Origin of the sequence: Pseudoroseicyclus tamaricis (assembly GCF_012070395.1) — a bacterium.
Classification (GTDB): domain Bacteria; phylum Pseudomonadota; class Alphaproteobacteria; order Rhodobacterales; family Rhodobacteraceae; genus Pseudoroseicyclus_A; species Pseudoroseicyclus_A tamaricis.
Map to the genome: position 1 here is coordinate 879,744 of NZ_JAAFYS010000002.1, position 17,638 is coordinate 897,381.

The 17,638-nt window shown below is 69.3% G+C and carries 17 protein-coding genes; 7 read left to right on the top strand and 10 right to left on the bottom strand.

Annotated elements, in window-relative coordinates; genetic code table 11:
- Positions 1-7: 7 nt before the first annotated feature.
- Entirely contained in the window at positions 8-1,519 is a 1,512-nt protein-coding gene (locus GY170_RS10585) for a cobyric acid synthase (protein ID WP_235924098.1), read from the top strand.
- Here GY170_RS10585 and GY170_RS10590 read toward each other — a convergent pair.
- The 9 genes from GY170_RS10590 to GY170_RS10630 all read right to left on the bottom strand — a co-directional run bounded on the left by GY170_RS10590 (position 1,516) and on the right by GY170_RS10630 (position 9,357).
- On the bottom strand, positions 1,516-2,286 hold the full coding sequence (locus GY170_RS10590; RefSeq protein WP_163893234.1) for an enoyl-CoA hydratase-related protein: 771 nt from the start codon (positions 2,284-2,286) through the stop codon (positions 1,516-1,518). The genes GY170_RS10585 and GY170_RS10590 overlap by 4 nt on opposite strands.
- 48 nt (positions 2,287-2,334) lie before the next feature.
- Positions 2,335-2,784, bottom strand: a complete 450-nt coding sequence (locus tag GY170_RS10595) for a cytochrome c-type biogenesis protein (protein WP_163893237.1) — start codon at positions 2,782-2,784, stop codon at positions 2,335-2,337.
- Positions 2,781-4,742 (bottom strand): heme lyase CcmF/NrfE family subunit, encoded by a 1,962-nt coding sequence (locus tag GY170_RS10600; protein ID WP_163893240.1) that lies wholly within the window; start codon positions 4,740-4,742, stop codon positions 2,781-2,783. The genes GY170_RS10595 and GY170_RS10600 overlap by 4 nt, the downstream gene beginning before the upstream one ends.
- A gap of 175 nt (positions 4,743-4,917) precedes the next feature.
- Positions 4,918-5,436 (bottom strand): holin family protein, encoded by a 519-nt coding sequence (locus GY170_RS10605; RefSeq protein ID WP_203531254.1) that lies wholly within the window; start codon positions 5,434-5,436, stop codon positions 4,918-4,920.
- Positions 5,427-6,038 (bottom strand): holin-associated N-acetylmuramidase, encoded by a 612-nt coding sequence (locus GY170_RS10610; protein WP_163893243.1) that lies wholly within the window; start codon positions 6,036-6,038, stop codon positions 5,427-5,429. Before GY170_RS10610 ends, GY170_RS10605 begins: the two co-directional genes overlap by 10 nt.
- Before the next feature lie 45 nt (positions 6,039-6,083).
- Positions 6,084-6,560 (bottom strand): cytochrome c maturation protein CcmE, encoded by a 477-nt coding sequence (gene ccmE / locus GY170_RS10615; protein WP_163893246.1) that lies wholly within the window; start codon positions 6,558-6,560, stop codon positions 6,084-6,086.
- Positions 6,557-7,585 carry an N-acetyl-gamma-glutamyl-phosphate reductase gene (gene argC, locus GY170_RS10620; RefSeq protein WP_163893248.1) on the bottom strand — a complete coding sequence of 343 codons (1,029 nt, stop codon included), beginning with the start codon at positions 7,583-7,585 and terminating at the stop codon, positions 6,557-6,559. The genes ccmE and argC overlap by 4 nt, the downstream gene beginning before the upstream one ends.
- 55 nt (positions 7,586-7,640) lie before the next feature.
- Complete coding sequence (locus GY170_RS10625) at positions 7,641-8,453, bottom strand: glutamate racemase (RefSeq protein ID WP_163893251.1); 813 nt, start codon at positions 8,451-8,453, stop codon at positions 7,641-7,643.
- Positions 8,434-9,357 carry a lysophospholipid acyltransferase family protein gene (locus GY170_RS10630; RefSeq protein WP_163893254.1) on the bottom strand — a complete coding sequence of 308 codons (924 nt, stop codon included), beginning with the start codon at positions 9,355-9,357 and terminating at the stop codon, positions 8,434-8,436. Before GY170_RS10630 ends, GY170_RS10625 begins: the two co-directional genes overlap by 20 nt.
- A gap of 205 nt (positions 9,358-9,562) precedes the next feature.
- Here GY170_RS10630 and GY170_RS10635 point away from each other — a divergent pair, with 205 nt between their 5' ends.
- From GY170_RS10635 to trpA, 3 genes are all read left to right on the top strand, one after another.
- A complete protein-coding gene (locus tag GY170_RS10635) occupies positions 9,563-10,504 on the top strand; it encodes a LysR family transcriptional regulator (RefSeq protein ID WP_163893257.1) in 942 nt (313 codons plus the stop codon).
- 484 nt (positions 10,505-10,988) lie between these two features.
- A complete protein-coding gene (locus tag GY170_RS18365; RefSeq protein WP_203531255.1) occupies positions 10,989-12,035 on the top strand; it encodes a hypothetical protein in 1,047 nt (348 codons plus the stop codon).
- Between the two features lie 113 nt (positions 12,036-12,148).
- Complete coding sequence (gene trpA / locus GY170_RS10645; RefSeq protein ID WP_163893260.1) at positions 12,149-12,940, top strand: tryptophan synthase subunit alpha; 792 nt, start codon at positions 12,149-12,151, stop codon at positions 12,938-12,940.
- A 73-nt stretch (positions 12,941-13,013) separates the two neighbouring features.
- Here the strand turns inward: trpA and GY170_RS10650 are convergent, their stop codons facing one another.
- On the bottom strand, positions 13,014-14,567 hold the full coding sequence (locus GY170_RS10650; RefSeq protein WP_163893262.1) for a putative bifunctional diguanylate cyclase/phosphodiesterase: 1,554 nt from the start codon (positions 14,565-14,567) through the stop codon (positions 13,014-13,016).
- Positions 14,568-14,747: 180 nt separating this feature from the next.
- On the opposite strand from GY170_RS10650, the gene GY170_RS10655 reads away from it, so the two are divergent.
- The 3 genes from GY170_RS10655 (at position 14,748) to GY170_RS10665 (ending at position 17,633) form a co-directional block, all read left to right on the top strand.
- Entirely contained in the window at positions 14,748-15,971 is a 1,224-nt protein-coding gene (locus GY170_RS10655; protein ID WP_163893265.1) for an alpha-hydroxy acid oxidase, read from the top strand.
- A gap of 447 nt (positions 15,972-16,418) precedes the next feature.
- Positions 16,419-17,060, top strand: coding sequence for a 50S ribosomal protein L25/general stress protein Ctc (locus GY170_RS10660; protein WP_163893268.1), 642 nt, complete (start codon positions 16,419-16,421; stop codon positions 17,058-17,060).
- A 12-nt stretch (positions 17,061-17,072) separates the two neighbouring features.
- Positions 17,073-17,633 carry a hypothetical protein gene (locus GY170_RS10665; RefSeq protein WP_163893271.1) on the top strand — a complete coding sequence of 187 codons (561 nt, stop codon included), beginning with the start codon at positions 17,073-17,075 and terminating at the stop codon, positions 17,631-17,633.
- Positions 17,634-17,638: the final 5 nt, after the last annotated feature.

The window sequence follows — 17,638 nt, forward strand, 5'->3', positions numbered from 1 at the left end:
CGGGGGGATGAAGGCCATCATGATCCAGGGCGCCGGCTCCAACGTTGGCAAGTCGCTGCTCGTCGCCGGGCTCTGCCGGGCGGCAGTGCGAAGGGGCCTCTCCGTCGCCCCGTTCAAGCCGCAGAACATGTCCAACAACGCCGCGGTGACCGCGGATGGCGGAGAGATCGGCCGTGCCCAGGCGCTGCAAGCGCGCGCCGCGGGGCTGGAGCCGGTGACGGCGATGAACCCCGTCCTCCTGAAGCCGGAGAGCGAGACCGGCGCGCAGGTCGTCGTCCGCGGCCGTCGCCGGGCGACGCTCAAGGCGCGCGACTACGGCAAGATGAAGGGCGAACTCCTGCCCGAGGTGCTCGCCGCCTTCCATGAGCTCGGCGCGGGGCGCGACTTGGTCATCGTCGAAGGCGCCGGCAGCCCGGCGGAGGTGAACCTGCGCGCCGGCGACATCGCCAACATGGGCTTCGCAGAGGCCGCCGGGGTGCCCGTGGTGCTGGTCGGCGACATCGAGCGCGGCGGCGTCATCGCCCAGCTCGTCGGCACCCACGCCGTCCTGCCGGAGGGCGACCGCGCCCTCATCAAGGGCTTTGCAATCAACAAGTTCCGGGGCGATCCTCACCTCTTCCACGAAGGGATGGAGATCATCGCCGCGCGCACCGGCTGGGCCCCGCTCGGCATTCTCCCCCACCTCGCGGCGGCGGCGAAGCTGCCCGCCGAGGACGTCATCGATCTCGCCCGCCCTCTCGCTAGGGGCGGCGCCCTGAAGGTCGCCGTCCCCCGCCTGCCCCGCATCGCCAATTTCGACGATCTCGACCCGCTCGCCGCCGAGCCGGGTGTCGAGCTGACCCTCGTGCCCCCCGGCCAGCCCCTGCCCGGCGACGCCGCGCTGGTGCTGATCCCCGGCTCGAAGAGCACCCTCTCCGACCTCGCCGCCTTCCGTGCCGAGGGATGGGACATCGACCTCGCCGCCCACCTGCGCCGGGGCGGACACGTCCTCGGCCTCTGCGGCGGCTACCAGATGCTGGGCAGGACGATCGACGACCCGGAGGGGATCGAGGGCCCGCCGGGCACCGCCCCCGGCCTCGGCCTCCTCGACGTGGCCACCACGATGCACCCTGAAAAGCGCCTCACCCGCGTCAACGGGACGGACAGGGAGAGCGGCGCCCCCCTCACCGGCTACGAGATCCACATCGGCCGCACCGAGGGCCCCGATGCCGCCCGTCCGTGGCTGACTGTGGAAGGCCAGCCCGAAGGCGCCGCCTCCCCCGACGGCCGCGTCCGGGGCAGCTACCTGCACGGGCTCTTCGCGTCAGACGCCTTCCGCGCTGCCTACCTCGCCCGCCTCGGCGCCCCGTCCCTGCCCGGCTTCGAGGATGGCGTGGAGGCCGCACTCGACGCCCTCGCCGACCACATCGAGGCACATCTCGACGTGGACGCCCTCCTCGCCCTCGCCGCGGCCCCTGTTTCATCTGGCCAGAAATACCGCGGGGGTCCGGGGGCAGAGCCCCCGGCCGCTCTCAGCTAGCGACCGGCAAACCGCGGCGCGCGCTTATCCATGAAGGCCCGCACCCCCTCGGCGAAGTCCTCCGTCCCCGCGCATTCCGCCTGCAGACGCGCCTCCGTCGCCAGCTGCTCTTCCAGCCCGTTCCCCGCGCTCGCCCGCAGCGCCTGCTTGACGCGCGCTAGCGCCGCCGGCGGACCCGCCGCCAGCCGTGCCGCCCGGGCCTGCCAGTGCGCGGCGAACTCCGCCTCCGGCACCGCCTCCCAGATCAGCCCCATGCGCGCAGCCTCGGCGGCGCTCACCGGCTCTCCGAAGAGCATCTGCCCCATCGCCCGCGCACTGCCGACGAGGCGGGGCAGCAGCCAGGTGCTGCCGGCATCGGGGATCAGGCCGATCCGCGTGAAACTCTGGGAGAAGACGGCCGCCTCGGAGGCGATGACGACGTCGCAGGCCAGCGCCAGGCTGGCCCCGGCGCCCACCGCTGGACCGCCCACCGCGGCGATGACGGGCACGGGGCTCTCCACGATGGCCATCAGGAGGGGCACGTATTCCTCGGCGAGGATGCGCTCCACCTCCGGCGGCGTCAGCCCCTGCCCGTCGCCGAGATCCTGCCCCGAGCAGAAGGCGCGGCCGGCGCCGGTGAGCACGATCACCCGTGCCTCCCCCGGCTCCAGCGCCGCGCGCAACTCCGCCCGCATGGGGGCGTTGAGGGCGTTCATCACCTCCGGCCGGTTCAGGGTGACAATGCGCACACCGCCAGCCTCGGCCACCTCGATCATCCGGTACTCCATGGCCTCAGCCTCGCCGCCCGGCGGCGCCCTGGAAAGCGGAACGGCGCGTCACTCCTTGAGGAGCTCGGCCAGCCGCGCCTCCTCCTCCGCGCTCAGCCCCTCCTCCTCCGTCGCCGAGGCGCGGCGGCGGATGGTGGCAAGGCCGATGCCGCCGGCGAGCAGCAGCATCGCCGGCCCGCCGATCCAGAGGACGAGGTTGGCGCCCGAGGTGTCGGGGCGCAACAGGACGTATTCCCCGAAGCGGTCGGTGACGAAGTCCACCACCTCCTCGTCGCTGTCGCCCGCCACAAGCCGCTCGCGCACGATCAGGCGCAGGGTGCGGGCGATGTCGGCGTTGGATTCGTCGATGCTCTCGTTGCGGCAGACGGGGCAGCGCAGCCCGGCGGAGATGTCGCGGGCCCGCGCCTCCAGCACCGGGTCGGCGAGCACCTCGTCGGGTTGCACCGCCGCCGCGGGCAGCGGCAGGAGCAGCAGGAGGATCAGCGCCAGACGCCTCATTCGGCCGGCACCCCGGCGGGCGGTGCGGTGCGGCGGGCGCCGGCGGCGATGCGCAGGCGCCGGTCGGTCAGCGAGACGAGCCCGCCTAGCGCCATCAGGATCGCGCCGCCCCAGATCCACCCCGCGAAGGGTTTGACATAGGCGCGCACGGCCCAGCCGCCACCCTCCTGCGGGTCGCCGAGGACGAGGTAGACATCGCGGAAGAGGCCGCTGTCGATGCCCGCCTCCGTCGTCGGCATGCCGGCGACGGGGTAGAAGCGCTTCTCGGGGTGCAGCGTCGCCACCAGCCGGTCGCCGCGCCGCAGCTCCATGTCGGCCATGGTGGTGAGATAGTTCGGCCCCTGCCCCTCGGAGACGCTGGCGAGCGTCACCTCGTAGGCGCCGATCTCCATCACCTCGCCCTCCTGCATGACGCGGATATCTTCCAGCGTCCCGGCGGAGAGGACGGCGATGCCGAGGATCGTCACCCCCAGCCCGCCATGCGCCAGCCCGCGCCCCCAGTCCGCCCGCGGCAGGCGCAGGAGCCGGCGGGGCGTGCGCCCGGCGCGCAGCCACAGGTCCGTCAGCGCGCCGAAGAGGACGAAGGCGCCGATGGCCACGCCGAGCGCGCCGAGGGCCGAGCGGCCGGTGAGCATCGCGAAGGCCAGCCCGCCGAGGGCGACGCCGAGGATCAGCGCCGGCGCCATGTCCTTCCCCGCGCGGGAGAGGTTGCCGCGCTTCCAGGCGAGGATGCTGCCGAGGGGCAGGATCACGGCGAGGGCGAGGAAGATCGGCACGAATGCGGCGTTGAAGAACGGCGCCCCGACGGAGAGGGTGCGCCCCAGCACGATCTCCGCGAAGAGGGGCCAGAGCGTGCCGAGGAAGACGATGAAGCAGGAGACGGCCAGCAACACGTTGTTGACCACCAGCGCGCTCTCGCGGCTGACGAGGCCGAAGACGCCCTTGGCCTGCATCGAGCCGGCGCGCGCGGCATAGAGCGTCAGCCCGCCGCCCACGAAGAATGCCAGCAGCACGAGGATCGCCACGCCGCGCGTCGGATCGGACGCGAAGGCGTGGACGGAGGTGATGACGCCCGAGCGCACGATGAAGGTGCCGAGCAGCGAGAAGCCGAAGGCGAGGATGGCGAGCAGGATCGTCCAGCTCTTCAGCGCCTCGCGCTTCTCCGCCACGATGGCCGAATGGAGGAGCGCGCCGGCGATGAGCCACGGCATGAAGGAGGCGTTCTCGACCGGGTCCCAGAACCAGAAGCCGCCCCAGCCGAGCTCGTAATAGGCCCACCAGGAGCCCAGCGCGATGCCGATGGTCAGGAATATCCAGGCCGCCAGCGTCCACGGCCGCACCCAGCGGGCCCAGGCGGCGTCGACCTTGCCTTCGATCAGGGCCGCGATGGCGAAGGAAAAGGCCATCGAGAGGCCGACATAGCCGAGGTAGAGAAACGGCGGGTGGAAGGCGAGGCCCGGGTCCTGCAGCAGCGGGTTGAGGTCACCGCCGTCGAAGGGCGGGTTGGCCAGCCGCGTGAAGGGGTTGGAGGTGAAGAGGATGAAGGCCGCGAAGGCCAGCCCGATGGAGCCCTGCACCGACAGCACCAGCGCCTTGAGCCGGAGCGGCAGCCCGCCGCCGAAGACGGCCGCGGCGGCGCCGAAGAGCGCGAGGATCAGCAGCCAGAGCAGCATCGAGCCCTCGTGGTTCCCCCAGGTGCCCGCGATTTTATAGAGCATCGGCTTGGCGGAATGCGAATTCTCCACCACGAGGGCGAGCGAGAAGTCCGACGTCATGAAGGCGCGTAGCAGCGCCATGAAGGACAGCCCGGTGACGAGGAACTGCGCCAGCGCCGCGGGGCCCGCGAAGCCCATCCACCCCTCCCAGCGCTTTGCCCATCCCACGGCGGGGATGAGTGTTTGCAGCGCCGCCACGATCAGGGCGAGGATGAGGGCGAAATGTCCGAGCTCGGCTGTCATGGGCCGGTTATAGGCCCGGCCGGCCCACGCGCCAATGGGATGCGGTGCGGCGGATTGCCGGCCCGCATCACGTTGAAGTGCGGTTGGGGGCAGCGAGGAGCGGCGGGTTTCGTGCCTGCCGCCACGCCGTCTCGCCGCGTCCTTCCCCGCGGGGAAGGTGGGTTTGAAACCCGTTCTACGCCTGCTCCCGCCACTCCGCGAGCGCGGGGTTCTCGTCCCCCCGCTCCGGCGTCACGCCCGCAGAGCTGCTCGCCGTGGCGCTCACAGTGCCGCTCGCCGCGAGGCTGCCCACCACCGCCCGCTGGAACTGCTGCGCCGTTGTCTGGTAGCGCGCGCCGAAGTAGAAGCTGACGATCGCGCCCATCAGCCACCAGAGCGGCTCCGGCACCGCCGCGAGCCCGCCCATCCGCGCGGCGAACCACTCCGGCGCTGCCATCGCCGCCACCAGCATCCCGATGGTGCCGAAGGCCATCAGCGGGCGCGGCAGGCGGTTGAGCCCGTCCACCGCCCGGTCGAAGCGGCCGCGCCGGGCGTGGCCGAACTCCGCCGCGAACTGCCGCAGCGACGCCTCGCGCCCCGCCGCCGCCCGGGCATCGGCGTTCTCGGCATTCACGCGGAAGACCTCCGCCGTCTCGCGGATGACGTTCGGGCCGGCACCGACCAGCGGCGCGACGAGGGTGCCGATCACACCCATGCCGCCACCCGCGCGCGATGCTCGGCCTCCGTCAGGTGGAAGCGGGGGGAGATGAAGGCCTCCGCCCGCGTGATCCAGCCACCCTTCCCGCCATCGCGGGCCCTGGCGTACTTGCGGGAGGCAGGGCGGCTGTCGGCGAGCCGGTAGTAGTAGTTCCGCCGGGCGATCCCGTAGGCGTCGACGAAGTGATCCGGTGCCGCCTCTTGCGCCGCGCGGGCGGCGCCAATGGTCTGCGGGCCGATGACGCCGTCCACCGCGCAGTCGATCCGCATGTCGCGGATGAGGCGCTGCAGGATGCGCACGGCATTGGCGCCGGCATTGACGTACATGTCGAAGACGGACGGCTGCACCGCCTCCGGCAGCTCGGCGATGCGCGGGCGGCGGTAGTAATGCTCGATGAAGATGTCGGTGGCCTGCGCGGCGGTGAGCCGGCGGACGTCGGCCTCGCTCACGGCGCCGTCCCAATCGAGATCGAGGCCCAGCCGACGCATCGTGCCGATGGTGACGCCATGGTTCGTGGCGCCGCCCGGATCATCCGGGTCGTTCACGAAGCCGCCCTCCCGGGCGACAATCTCTGCGGCGATGGTCCTGACGGATTGCATGGGCAGCCCCCTCTGGCGTGAGGGGGCAAGCCTCAGGCGGCGGGGTTAATTCGTGACTGCGGCACCGTCCGCAGCGGCCGGATCCACCGGATGGCCGGCCTCCTCCAGCGCCTTCGTCAGCTCTCGCGGCTGGTAGTCCTCGTCGTGTTTCGCCAGAATCTCAATGGCTTCGAAGGTGCCGTTGATGTAGCGCCCCTGCCCGATCATGCCCTGGTTCTCCTCGAAGAGGTCGGGGAGGATGCCGTCGTAGATGACCGGGATCTCGTAGCTGCCATCCGTGACGCGGAAGGAGATCTGCGTGCCCTGCCCGCGCACGAGGCTGCCGTCCTCCACCAGCCCGCCGAGGCGGAAGACCTCGTCAGGCTCCGGCGGCGCCTCGGCCACCTGCGTGGGGGAGCGGAAGTAGTTGATGCCGTCGCGCATGGCATAGCCCGCCAGCGCCGTGGCGCCGGCGAGAGCGACGAAGGTGACGGCGATGATCTGGATGCGCCGCCGCTTCTTGAGGCTCTTGAACCCGCTCACGGGAAGACCGGCGCCATCATCAGCCCCTCCGTCTCGTCCAGCCCCAGCATCAGGTTGGCGTTCTGCAGGGCCTGGCCGGAGGAGCCCTTGCACAGGTTGTCGAGCGTCGCCGTCACCATCGCGTATCCGGAGACGCGGTCCGCCGCGACGCCGATATGGCAGAAGTTGGAGCCGGTGATATCCGCCATCTGCGGCATCTGTCCGAGGGGAAGGAGCTCGATGAAGGGCTCCGCCGCATAGGCCTCCGTGAAGGCGGCGTGGATCGCCTCGGCGTCGCCGGAGACGTAGGCGGTGGCGAGGATGCCGCGGTTGACCGGAACGAGGCTGGGGGTGAAGCGGATCTTCACCTCCCGGCCGGCAAGCTTAGAGAACTCCTGGTCGAACTCGCCGAGGTGCCGGTGGGTGCCGCCGAAGGAATAGGTGGTGACATTGGTCGAGCGCTCGGCGAAGAGCATGTTCTCCTTCAGAGACCGGCCCGCCCCTGTGATGCCGTTCTTCAGGTCGCAGACGATGTCATCGAGCCCGATCACCCCGGCGGAGATCAGCGGGCGGAGGGCGAACTGCACGGTGGCGGCGTTGCAGCCGGTGCCGGCGACGAGCCGGGCGCCCTTGATGTCGTCCCGGTAGAACTCCGTCAGCCCGTAGACGGCGGAAGGCTGCAGCTCCGGCGCGTCATGCGGGCGCTTGTACCAGAACTCGTAATCCTTGGGGTCCCGCAGCCGGAAGTCGGCGCCGAGGTCGACGACCTTTACCGAGTCCGGCAGCGTCTTGACGATGGCCTGGGAGAGCCCGTGCGGCAGGGCGCAGAAGACGAGGTCGATGGCGTCGAAATCCACCTCCTCCACCGTCGTCAGCATGGGCAGGTCCAGGTGGCGCAGGTGCGGGAAGACGGCGCCCATGGGCTGGCCGGCCTTCCGGTCGGCGGTCAGCGCGGCGATCTCGAGCTCGGGGTGGGTGGCGATGAGGCGCACCAGTTCGGCACCGGTATAGCCGGAGGCCCCGAGGATGGCGACGGAATGGGTCATAAAATCAGCTCCCTGACAGGGAAGATAGGATCGAGGGGAAGTGGGACAACCGGCGTCAGGCCGGCAGGAACTCGATCTTTCGTCGCAGGAACTGCGTCGCCTGGTTCGAGACACGCTCGGGCTTGCCTGTGGTCAGGAACAGGCTGTCCGCCCCCTGCCCGGCCATCTCCGGCCGGCGGCTGAGGTAATCGGCGAGGCTCTCGGCCACCAGCGCCGGCTGGGAATAGACCTGAACGGAGGGGCCGAGCGCCGCGGCGAAGATCTCCTCCACCAGCGGGTAATGCGTGCAGCCGAGGACGGCGGCATCGGGCTCGGGCATCTTGCGCAAGAGCGCCTCGACATGGCTGCGTACCAGCGCCTCGGCGAGGATCATGTCCCCCTCCTCGATGGCATCCACGACGCCGCCGCAGGCCTGCGCCTCGACATCGACGCCGATGGCGCGGAAGGCCAGCTCGCGCTGGAAGGCGCGGGAGCGGACGGTGGCGGGCGTGGCGAAGAGGGCGACGTGCTTCACCGCCACTTCGCGGGGCGGGGAATTATCCCCCCACTGCCGCTCGGTCAGCGACTCGATCAGCGGCACGAAGACGCCAAGCACCCGCTTGCCCTCGGGCACCCAGGCCTCCTGCATCTTGCGGAGCGCAGCGGCGGAGGCGGTGTTGCAGGCGAGGATGACGAGGTCGCAGCCGGCCTCGAAGAGGCGGGAGACGCCGGCGGTCGTCAGCTCGTAGATGTCGGCGGCGTCGCGAACTCCGTAGGGGGCATTCGCGTTGTCGCCGTAATAGACGAGCGGCAGGTCGGGCAGGCGGCGATTGATCGCGCCCAGCACCGTCAGCCCGCCAAGACCGCTGTCAAAGATCCCCACCGCCATCTGCGCGCTTCCCCTTCGCCTCTTTCCCCGGCCTGTACTTCTGCTCGAACTCGCGCCCGTGGCGCGAGGCGTCAACCGCGTTCGGAGCAAGGTCATAGGTCGATTTGCGCAGGAACGCCATCATCGCCTTCGAGTCCCCCTTGTGCGCCATCAGCGCCTCCCGCGGGATCGGCGCGCCGATGGCGACGCGCACCGGCGCGTTGAGCCGGGCGTGGAATTCGCGGATCAGCATGCCCATGCGCAGCGTCGTGTGGATATGGCTGGCGATGTTGAAGAGGCGGGAATTGTGCCCGTCGAAGTAGATCGGCACCACCGCCGCTTCGCTCTTGGCGATCATCCGCGCGGTGAAGTTGCGCCATTGCGGGTCGAGCGGCTGACTGAAGGGGCTGGCGCCGGTGGAAACGGTCCCGCCGGGAAAGATGCCGATCGCCCCGCCCTGCCCCAGCCAGCCGATCGCCTCCTTGCGGGTCTGCAGGTTCAGCTGCGCCGCCTCCTTGGTGTCATCGAAGGAGACGGGCAGGATCACCCGCTCCAGATCCGGCGACTTGCGGAAGATGCGATGGGCGAGCACCTTGAACGCCCCGCCCCGCCGGGCGGAGAGGATGTGGCCCATCATCAGCCCGTCGAGGATCCCGTAGGGATGGTTGGCGACGACGATCAGCGGCCCCTCGGCCGGGATGTTCTCCAGCTCGCCGCCGACGACCTGCAGCGACAGTCCGTAGCGCTCGGGGACGACCTGCCAGAAATCGGCGCCGCTCTGCACCGCCTCGTCATAGCCGCGCACCTTGCGGATGAGCTTCAGCCGGCCGGTGGCATTCTCCATCACGCGGATGACGGCGCGCCCACCTCGCGTCTGCGCCGAGGTGGCGTAGGTGATATCGCGTGCGATCTGCTTGCCCGGCATTGGAACGCCCTCCCGGCGGCTCCCCACACAGCTTGTGGCCGGTATAATATCCAATCGGCGAAAGAAAAGGCCTTTGGTCCGCCCGGAGGCACCCCCGCAGAGGCGTCGGTGGGTTATTCCTTACCCGTGCCCCGTTACCCTTGCCTGATTCGCGGCAACCCGCTTAGAAGGCCCGACATCGAACCTCGAGGAACCCCGCCGGATGATGGACTGGGACAAACTGCGGATCTTCCATGCCGTGGCCGACGCCGGCTCGCTCACCCATGCCGGGGACTCCCTGCACCTGAGCCAGTCCGCCGTGTCGCGCCAGATCCGCGCGCTCGAGGATTCGCTCAACACCACCCTCTTCCACCGCCACGCCCGCGGCCTGATCCTCACCGAGCAGGGGGAGCTTCTGTTCGAGGCGACGCGCGCCATGAACAAGCGGCTGGAGACGGCCGAGGCCCGCATCCGCGACAGCGAGGAGGAGGTGTTCGGCCAGCTTCGGGTGACGACCACGACGGGCTTCGGCACGCTCTGGCTCGCCCCGCGTCTGACGAAGCTCTACGAGAAATACCCGGAGATGAAGATCGACCTCATGCTGGAGGAGCGGGTGCTCGACCTGCCCATGCGCGAGGCCGACGTCGCCATCCGCATGAAGGAGCCGAGCCAGGCGGACCTGATCCGCAAGCGGCTCATGTCGATCCGCATGCGCATGTATGCCTCCCGCAACTACCTCGACGATCACGGCACGCCGGCGACGATGCAGGATATCGGCATGCACCGGCTGATCTCCCTCTCGCCCTCCTCGCCGCAGGTCTCGGCTGGCAAGCTGCTGGTGCAGCAGTTGATGGCGCAGGAGATGCCGTCGTTGCTGACGGTGAACAATTATTTCGGCGCCCTGCAAGCCGTCATCAACAACCTCGGCATCGGCGTGCTGCCCGATTACGTGGTCGAGGATTTCCCCGATCTCGTGCGCGTGCTGCCGGATATCGAATCCGCCGAGGTGCCCGTCTTCCTCGCCTACCCCGAGGAACTCAGGCAATCGAAGCGCATCTCCGCCTTCCGCGATTTCGTGCAGGAGGAGGTCATCGCCCACCGCCGCCGCATGCGCGAAACGGTGGAAGGCTCGCCCGGGCATGACGAAGCGCAGGTGCTGCCGGAGTAGCGCCGCCTCTCTTGCAGCCTCGGTCCAGCCTCAGTCCGGCCGCTGTGCAGCCTTGCAACAGGTGCATGACAGCATTGTTGCTGCGAGCGCGAAAACGTCTTGCCCGGTTCGTCCCCGGCGCCTATCTGGAAAGACGAGGCGGGCGATCCGCTCTGCGCATCCCCACCTCATACCTCCCTGTTGGACTTCGCCGGGCCTTGCGCCCGGCGTTTTTTTAGCCCCCGTATTGGCCGGCTTTTGCCGCAATTCGGACGCAATTCCCTATTCGGCGCAGCCGAGCCCCGTCGAGTTCGATTTCTCCTTTCACAACAGTTACTTAAGATTCGCCATATCTCGGAACGCATTCTAACGCCGCGATCTTCTTGCCCTGCTGGCCCGGCCCGGCCCAGCTCAGATGAAGGAGATCCTGACCATGCGTATGCTGAAGCTCACGACGTCATTGGTTTGTGCCGTTTCCTTGGTTCCCGGCGCGGTTTTTGCGCAAGTGAATATCGGCGGAGGCGACGGCATCGAGATCGATGCCGATCTCGGCGTCACCGACCTTGATGCCGATATCGGCGGCGGCGACGGTGTCGACATCAATGTCGGCCAGGAAGACGAGATCGTCGACGCCGATGTCGATGCCAACCCGGACGATGGCGTGAGCGTCGACGTGGACGTCGGGGAAGACGATCCCGTCGCGGCGGACGTGGACGTCGGCGGCGGCTCGGGCGTGGAAGCGGACGCGAATGTCGGCACGGATGATGAGGTCACGGCCGATGTCGATGTCGGCGGCGGCGATGGCGTCGACGCCGACGTGGATATCGGCGGCCAGTCCGGCTCCGGCGGGAATGGCGGCAACGGCGGCAATGGCGGGTCCGGCAACGGTGGCTCCGGTGGGTCCGGCTCCGACGGCGGCGGCTCAGGCTCCGGCGGCAATGGTGGCGGCGGCGACGGCAGCTCCGGCTCCGGCGGAAACGGTGGGTCCGGCACCGGTGGGAGTGGTGGCTCCGGCTCCGATGGCTCCGGTGGCTCCGGCTCCGATGGCTCTGGCGGTTCGGGCGGCTCGGGCGGCAGTGGCTCCGATGGCGGAAGCGGCTCCGGCGGTAGCGGTGGCTCCGGTGGCAGCGGCTCTGACGGTGGCAGCGGCTCTGACGGCAACGGTGGCGCCGGTGGCAGCGGTGGCTCTGGCTCCGATGGCGGCTCCGGTGGCAGCGGCTCTGATGGGTCGGACGGCGGCACCGGCTCCACTGCCGGCGGGTCCTCCGGCGACGGCGCGACCGCGGCGCCCGCTGACACCAGCTCGGCCGCGCTGAGCGCCGAGGCGGTGATGGGTGTGGAGGTCTATACCAGCGACTCCTACATGATCGGCTGGGTCGCGGCCCTGCAGCAGGGGGACAACGGGCTCGTCGGCCTGCGCCTCGACCTCAACGACTCTCTCGGGCTCGCCCATGATCAGGCCCTGCTCTGGGTCACGCAGCAGACGGCCGCCGGTAGCCCGATCATGCTGCCGATGACCTACTCAGCCTTCGAGAGCCAGCTTCCGGGCTGAACCACTGCGGCCGGGTCGCCTGACGGGTGACCCGGCCCTCCCCCACGCCGGCAGGCCCATTGCCTTTTGCGCCCGCGCTTGGCAAACCCACGGGCGGCGACAGGGGGACGGGCATGACACGGATCGACAGCTGCTTTGAACGGCTTCGCGGTGAGGGCAAGAAGGCCTTCGTGGCCTATGTCATGGCCGGCGATCCCGATTACGAGCGCTCCCGCGACATCGTGCTGAAGCTCCCCGAGGCGGGGGTGGACATCATCGAGCTCGGCCTGCCTTTCACCGATCCCATGGCCGACGGCCCCACCATCCAGCGCGCCGGCCAGCGCGCGCTCGAGAATGGCCAGACGCTGGAGAAGACGCTGCAGATCGTCCGCGAGCTGCGGAAGCAGGACGATCGCACTCCGGTCGTCATGATGGGCTACTACAACCCGATCTACTCGCGCGGCGTCGACCGCTTCCTCGCCGAGGCGAAGGAAGCCGGGATCGACGGGCTCATCATCGTCGACCTGCCCCCCGAAGAGGATGACGAGCTCTGCCTGCCGGCGCAGGAGGCGGGGCTCAACTTCATCCGCCTCGCGACGCCGACGACGGACAGCAAGCGCCTGCCGGCGGTGCTGAAGAACACCTCCGGCTTTGTCTACTACGTCTCGATCACCGGCATCACTGGCGCCGCCGCCGCCGAGGCGGTAGACGTGGCACCGGACGTGGCGCGCATCAAGGAAGCGACGGACCTGCCCGTCGTCGTTGGCTTCGGCATCCGCTCGCCGGAAGCGGCGGAATCCATCGCCGCCGTGGCCGATGGCTGCGTCGTCGGCTCGGCCATCGTCTCCGAGATCGGGGCGGGCAAGAGCGCCGACGAGGTCGCCGCCTTCGTCGCCACCCTCGCCGAGGGCGCCCACCGGGCCTGACGGCCGCTTAACGGGGCCGAAGCGCCGGCCCGTCGCCTACCATTCGGCCCCTGCCCTACCGCCCTCGCCGGTTCTATCCGGCGGCCGCCTGGGCCTTGGGCACGTCGAACAGCTTGAGGATCTCGCTGGCGGGCACCGGCCGGCAGAGGTAGTAGCCCTGTCCGCAATCGCAGTCATGCTCGCGCAGGAAAATCAGCTCCTCCTCGTGCTCGATCCCTTCGGCGGTGACGTTCAGCGAGAGAGACTGCGCCAGCGCCAGCACGCCCGAGACGATCTTGGAGTTCTGCGAGGCCGTGGCGATATCCGTCACGAAGCTCCGGTCGATCTTGATGCGGCTGATCGGCAGCTGCGTCAGCGTGGAGAGCGAGGAGGTTCCGGTGCCGAAATCGTCCAGCGCGATCTTCACGCCCATCGCCGCCAGCTCGGCGATGACATTGCGCGCCTGGTTGATGTCACGCAGCACCGCCCGCTCGGTGATCTCGATCTCCAGCCGCCGGCCGGGGAACCTGTGGCGCCGCAGGATCGTGGCGATGCGGCGTGCGAGATCGGAGTTGGAGAATTGCGTGGGGCTGATGTTGAAGGACAGGCCCGCCTCCGTCGGCCAGTCCAGCAGCTCGCGCACGGATTCGTCCAGCAGCGTCTCCGACAGCCGGTCGATCAGGCCCAGATCCTCCGCCAGCGGGATGAAGAGATCGGGCGGCACGAAGCCGCGCGTGTCGTGGCGCCAGCGCGCCAGCACCTCGAAGGCGCGGATCTCGCCGGTGCGGATGTCGTAGATCGGCTGGAAGTAGGGCACGATGGCCGCCTGCTCCACGGCGTCCTTCAGGTCCGCCTGGAGCTGCGCCGTCTCGCGCAGCTGCTCGCCCAGCTCCTGGTCGTAATGGACGATATTGTCCCGTCCGTTGGCCTTGGCCTTGTACATGGCCTGGTCGGCATGGCGCAGCAGCTCCGAGCCCGTCAGCCCCTCCTGCCACTTGGCGAGGCCGATGGAGCAGGAGATATGCGCCGTCCACCCGCCGAAATCGAAGGGCCGGGCGATGGCGTTGAGCGTCTTCTGCGCCATCGTCGCCGCGGCGCGCTGATCGGAGGAGCGCACGAGGATGGCGAACTCGTCGCCGCCCATGCGCATCAACTCATCCTCCTCCGAGCAGAGGCCCTGAAGCCGCTCGGACACTGCCCGCAGCAGCTGGTCGCCGGCATGGTGGCCGCGTAGATCGTTGATCGGCTTGAACCGGTCGAGGTCGATCAGGAGGACCGTCATGCCGACATTCTCTTCCGTCGCCCAGCCATCCTTGCCGAGCTCGGAAATGGCGACGTTGAGATAGCGGCGGTTGTGCAGGCCCGTCAGCGGGTCGTGCAGCGCGATGCGGCTCGCCTCCGCCTCCGCCTCCGCCCGCTTGTGGAGTGCCTTTCGGAGCTGGTTGTTGAACCGGATCAGGATGACGGGCGCCAGAACGCCGGCAATGAAGACGACGTTGGCGAGCTCGTCGAGCTCATAGAGCTCATAGGCACGCGTAGCATCATAGAATGCATCGAACGCGTCGAACCGGTGCGAGAGGTAGTACAAAGCGAGCCCGGCCGCCACGACGGCCAGGTTGAAAGGCTCGCGAAAGAACTTCCAGAACATCCGGGTCTCCCGATAGTCCGGGCAATAGAAACCACAATTTAGCGAATGGATGGTTAATCGGCCCTTCTAAAATGGCCTCAATAGTAACAAAACTGGGGCGCCGAGGCGGCGGATTGCGGCAGACCCGCCGTGCCGGCTGAATTTACAGGGCCGCAGCACCTTCCAGGGAGACGACGTTCCTTGCCCGTGATCACGGATATTGCCGATCTCAGGCGCCTGCATGAGCGGCGCAGCCCCCGTATGTTCTTCGATTATTGCGAAAGCGGCTCCTGGACGGAGCAGACCTTCCGGGAGAATACCAGCGACTTCGAGAAGCTGCGCTTCCGCCAGCGCGTCGCCGTCGACCTCTCCAATCGCTCCGTCGCCGGGCGCATGCTGGGCGAGGAGGTGGCGATGCCCGTCGCGCTTTCCCCCGTGGGGATGACGGGGATGCAGCGGGCGGACGGGGAGATAAAGGCGGCCCGCGCCGCCAAGGCCTTCGGCGTGCCCTACACGCTCTCCACCATGTCGATCTGCTCGATCGAGGACGTGGCGGAGCATGCGGGCCCGGGCTTCTGGTTCCAGCTCTACGTGATGAAGGACGAGGCCTTCGTCGACGCCATCATCGAGCGGGCCAAACGCGCCGGCTGCAGCGCGCTCGTCCTCACGCTCGACCTGCAGGCGCTGGGGCAGCGCCACAAGGATCTCAAGAACGCCCTGACAGCGCCGCCGAGGCTGACGCCGAGAAACCTGCTCAACATCGCCACCAAGCCCGTCTGGGCGGCGGAAATGCTGCGCACCCGCCGCCACAGCTTCGGTAACGTCCTCGGCCACGCGAGCGGCGTGACGAACCTCGCCAACCTGATGAGCTGGACGGCGGAGCAGTTCGACCTGACGCTCGACTGGGAGAAGGTGCGCCGCATCCGCGAGAAGTGGGGCGGGAAGTTGATCCTCAAAGGCATCCTCGATGCCGAGGATGCGAAGCTCGCCGCCGAGGTCGGGTGCGACGCGATCATCGTCTCCAACCACGGCGGGCGGCAGCTGGACGGGGCGCTCTCCTCCATCCGGGTGCTGCCGTCGATCCTGCGGGCGCTGGAAGGGCGGGCGCGGCGGCCGGAGGTCTGGCTCGACAGCGGCATCCGCTCGGGCCAGGACATCCTGAAGGCGCTGGCGATGGGGGCGGATGCGACGATGATCGGCCGCGCCTACATCTACGGGCTGGGCGCCATGGGCGAGGCCGGCGTGACGAAGGCGCTGGAGGTGATGCGCAAGGAGCTGGACCTCTCGATGGCCTTCTGCGGCCACCGCCGGCTGGAGGAGGTGACGCGCGACATCCTCTTGGTGCCGGAGGATTTCGAGGGCCGCTGGGACCGGCCGGTGCCGCAGATGGCCGGAGCTCGGAAGGCGCCGGTGAGGGTGGGGTGAGACACGCGGAGAGCCTCTGCACCTCGTGAACCACCCCCGAGAGAGGCGCCCCTCGTAGGGTGGGTTTTCAACCCACCTTCCCCCTCTCCGCCGGGCGCTAGCCCGCAGGCGCAGGACAAGCGCCTGGCCGTGGGGTGGCCCTTCACCGGAGCCGCTGCTTGATTTAGGCCCGCAAAGCCTCTCGCCGGCCCGAGCGAGGCATCAAGCCCCACCAGAGCGCCAGCCCGCCGGGACGGGCAGGCGCTCGCCCTGCGCCTTTGGCGCGTACTGGGTGGGGGGAAAGGCTCCGGGCGGGGCGCCATGGGAGTGGAGACCGGCGGCGGACATGGCCGCCCCCTCCCCCATCCCCCCTTTTCAACCGCCCCGTTCCCCGCTATGGGAGCGCCCTCAACCGGCGCCTGATCACCCTTGGAGGAAGGCGCCCTGAAAACAGAAGTGGAAATTCCGATGGCTGGTGAGATCCCCGATCTGATCGCCACGGCACGTGCGGGGACAGGCAAGGGGGCCGCCCGCCAAGCTCGCCGCAACGGCGAAGTGCCTGGCATTGTCTATGGTGGCGGCGTTGACCCGCTTCCGATCAACCTGAAATTCAACTACCTCCTCAAGCTCCTGCACAACGGGCGCTTCCTCTCGACGCTCTTCAACCTGAAGGTCGAGGGACAGGAGGACGTGCGCGTCATCTGCCGCGCCGTCGAGCGTGACGTCGTGAAGGACCTGCCCAAGCATGTCGACTTCATGCGCCTGCGCCGCACCTCCCGCGTCAACCTCTTCATCCCCGTCGAGTTCGTGAACCACAAGGACGCGCCGGGCATCAAGAAGGGCGGCGTGCTGACGGTGGTGCGTCCCGAGGTCGAGCTCAACGTCGTCGCGGGCGACATCCCCGAGCAGATCACGGTCGACCTGACGGGCAAGGAAGTGGGCGACGTCGTCCACATCAATGACGTCGAGCTGCCGAGCGGCGCCAAGCCGGTGATCGACCGGAACTTCGTCATCGCCAACATCTCCGCCCCGTCCGGCCTGCGCGCCGCCGATGCGGAAGAGAGTGACGAGCCGGCGGAAGAGACCGAAGTCGAAGCCGCCGAGGAGTGATCCCTGGCTCACATGGCTGACAATCGCGCGGGGCCTTCGGGCCCCGCTGCCGTTTCCGGCCCGCACTTCGAGGCCGATTGCTCCCGCTGCGCGGCCCTGTGCTGCATGGCGCTGGCCCTCGACGAGGGCCCGCACTTCGCCATCGACAAGCCCGCCGGCACCCCCTGCCCCAACCTCTCGGGCCACGCCTGCTCCATCCACGACCGCCTGCCCGACGCCGGTTTTCCCGGCTGCGCCGCCTATGACTGCGCCGGCGCCGGGCAGCGCGTGGTGCAGGAGGTCTTCGCCGGCCGCAGCTGGCAACAGGAGGCGGCGCTCACCGGCCCGATGATCCGCGCCTTCGCGGCGATGCGCGAGGTGCAGGCGCTGCACCGCTTCCTCCTCTCCGCCGCCGGCCTCCCCCTCACGCCAGCGCAGGAGGAGGAGCGGCTGGCGTGGCTCGAGACACTGGCGCCGGAGCGGGCATGGGACGCCGCGGCGCTGGAGCGAGCGGCGGCCGACACGGCGCCCGCGATCCGCCATTGGCTGCGCTCGCTGGCGCCGCATCTGGCGCAGCGCGGCGCGGCGTCGTAAACCTG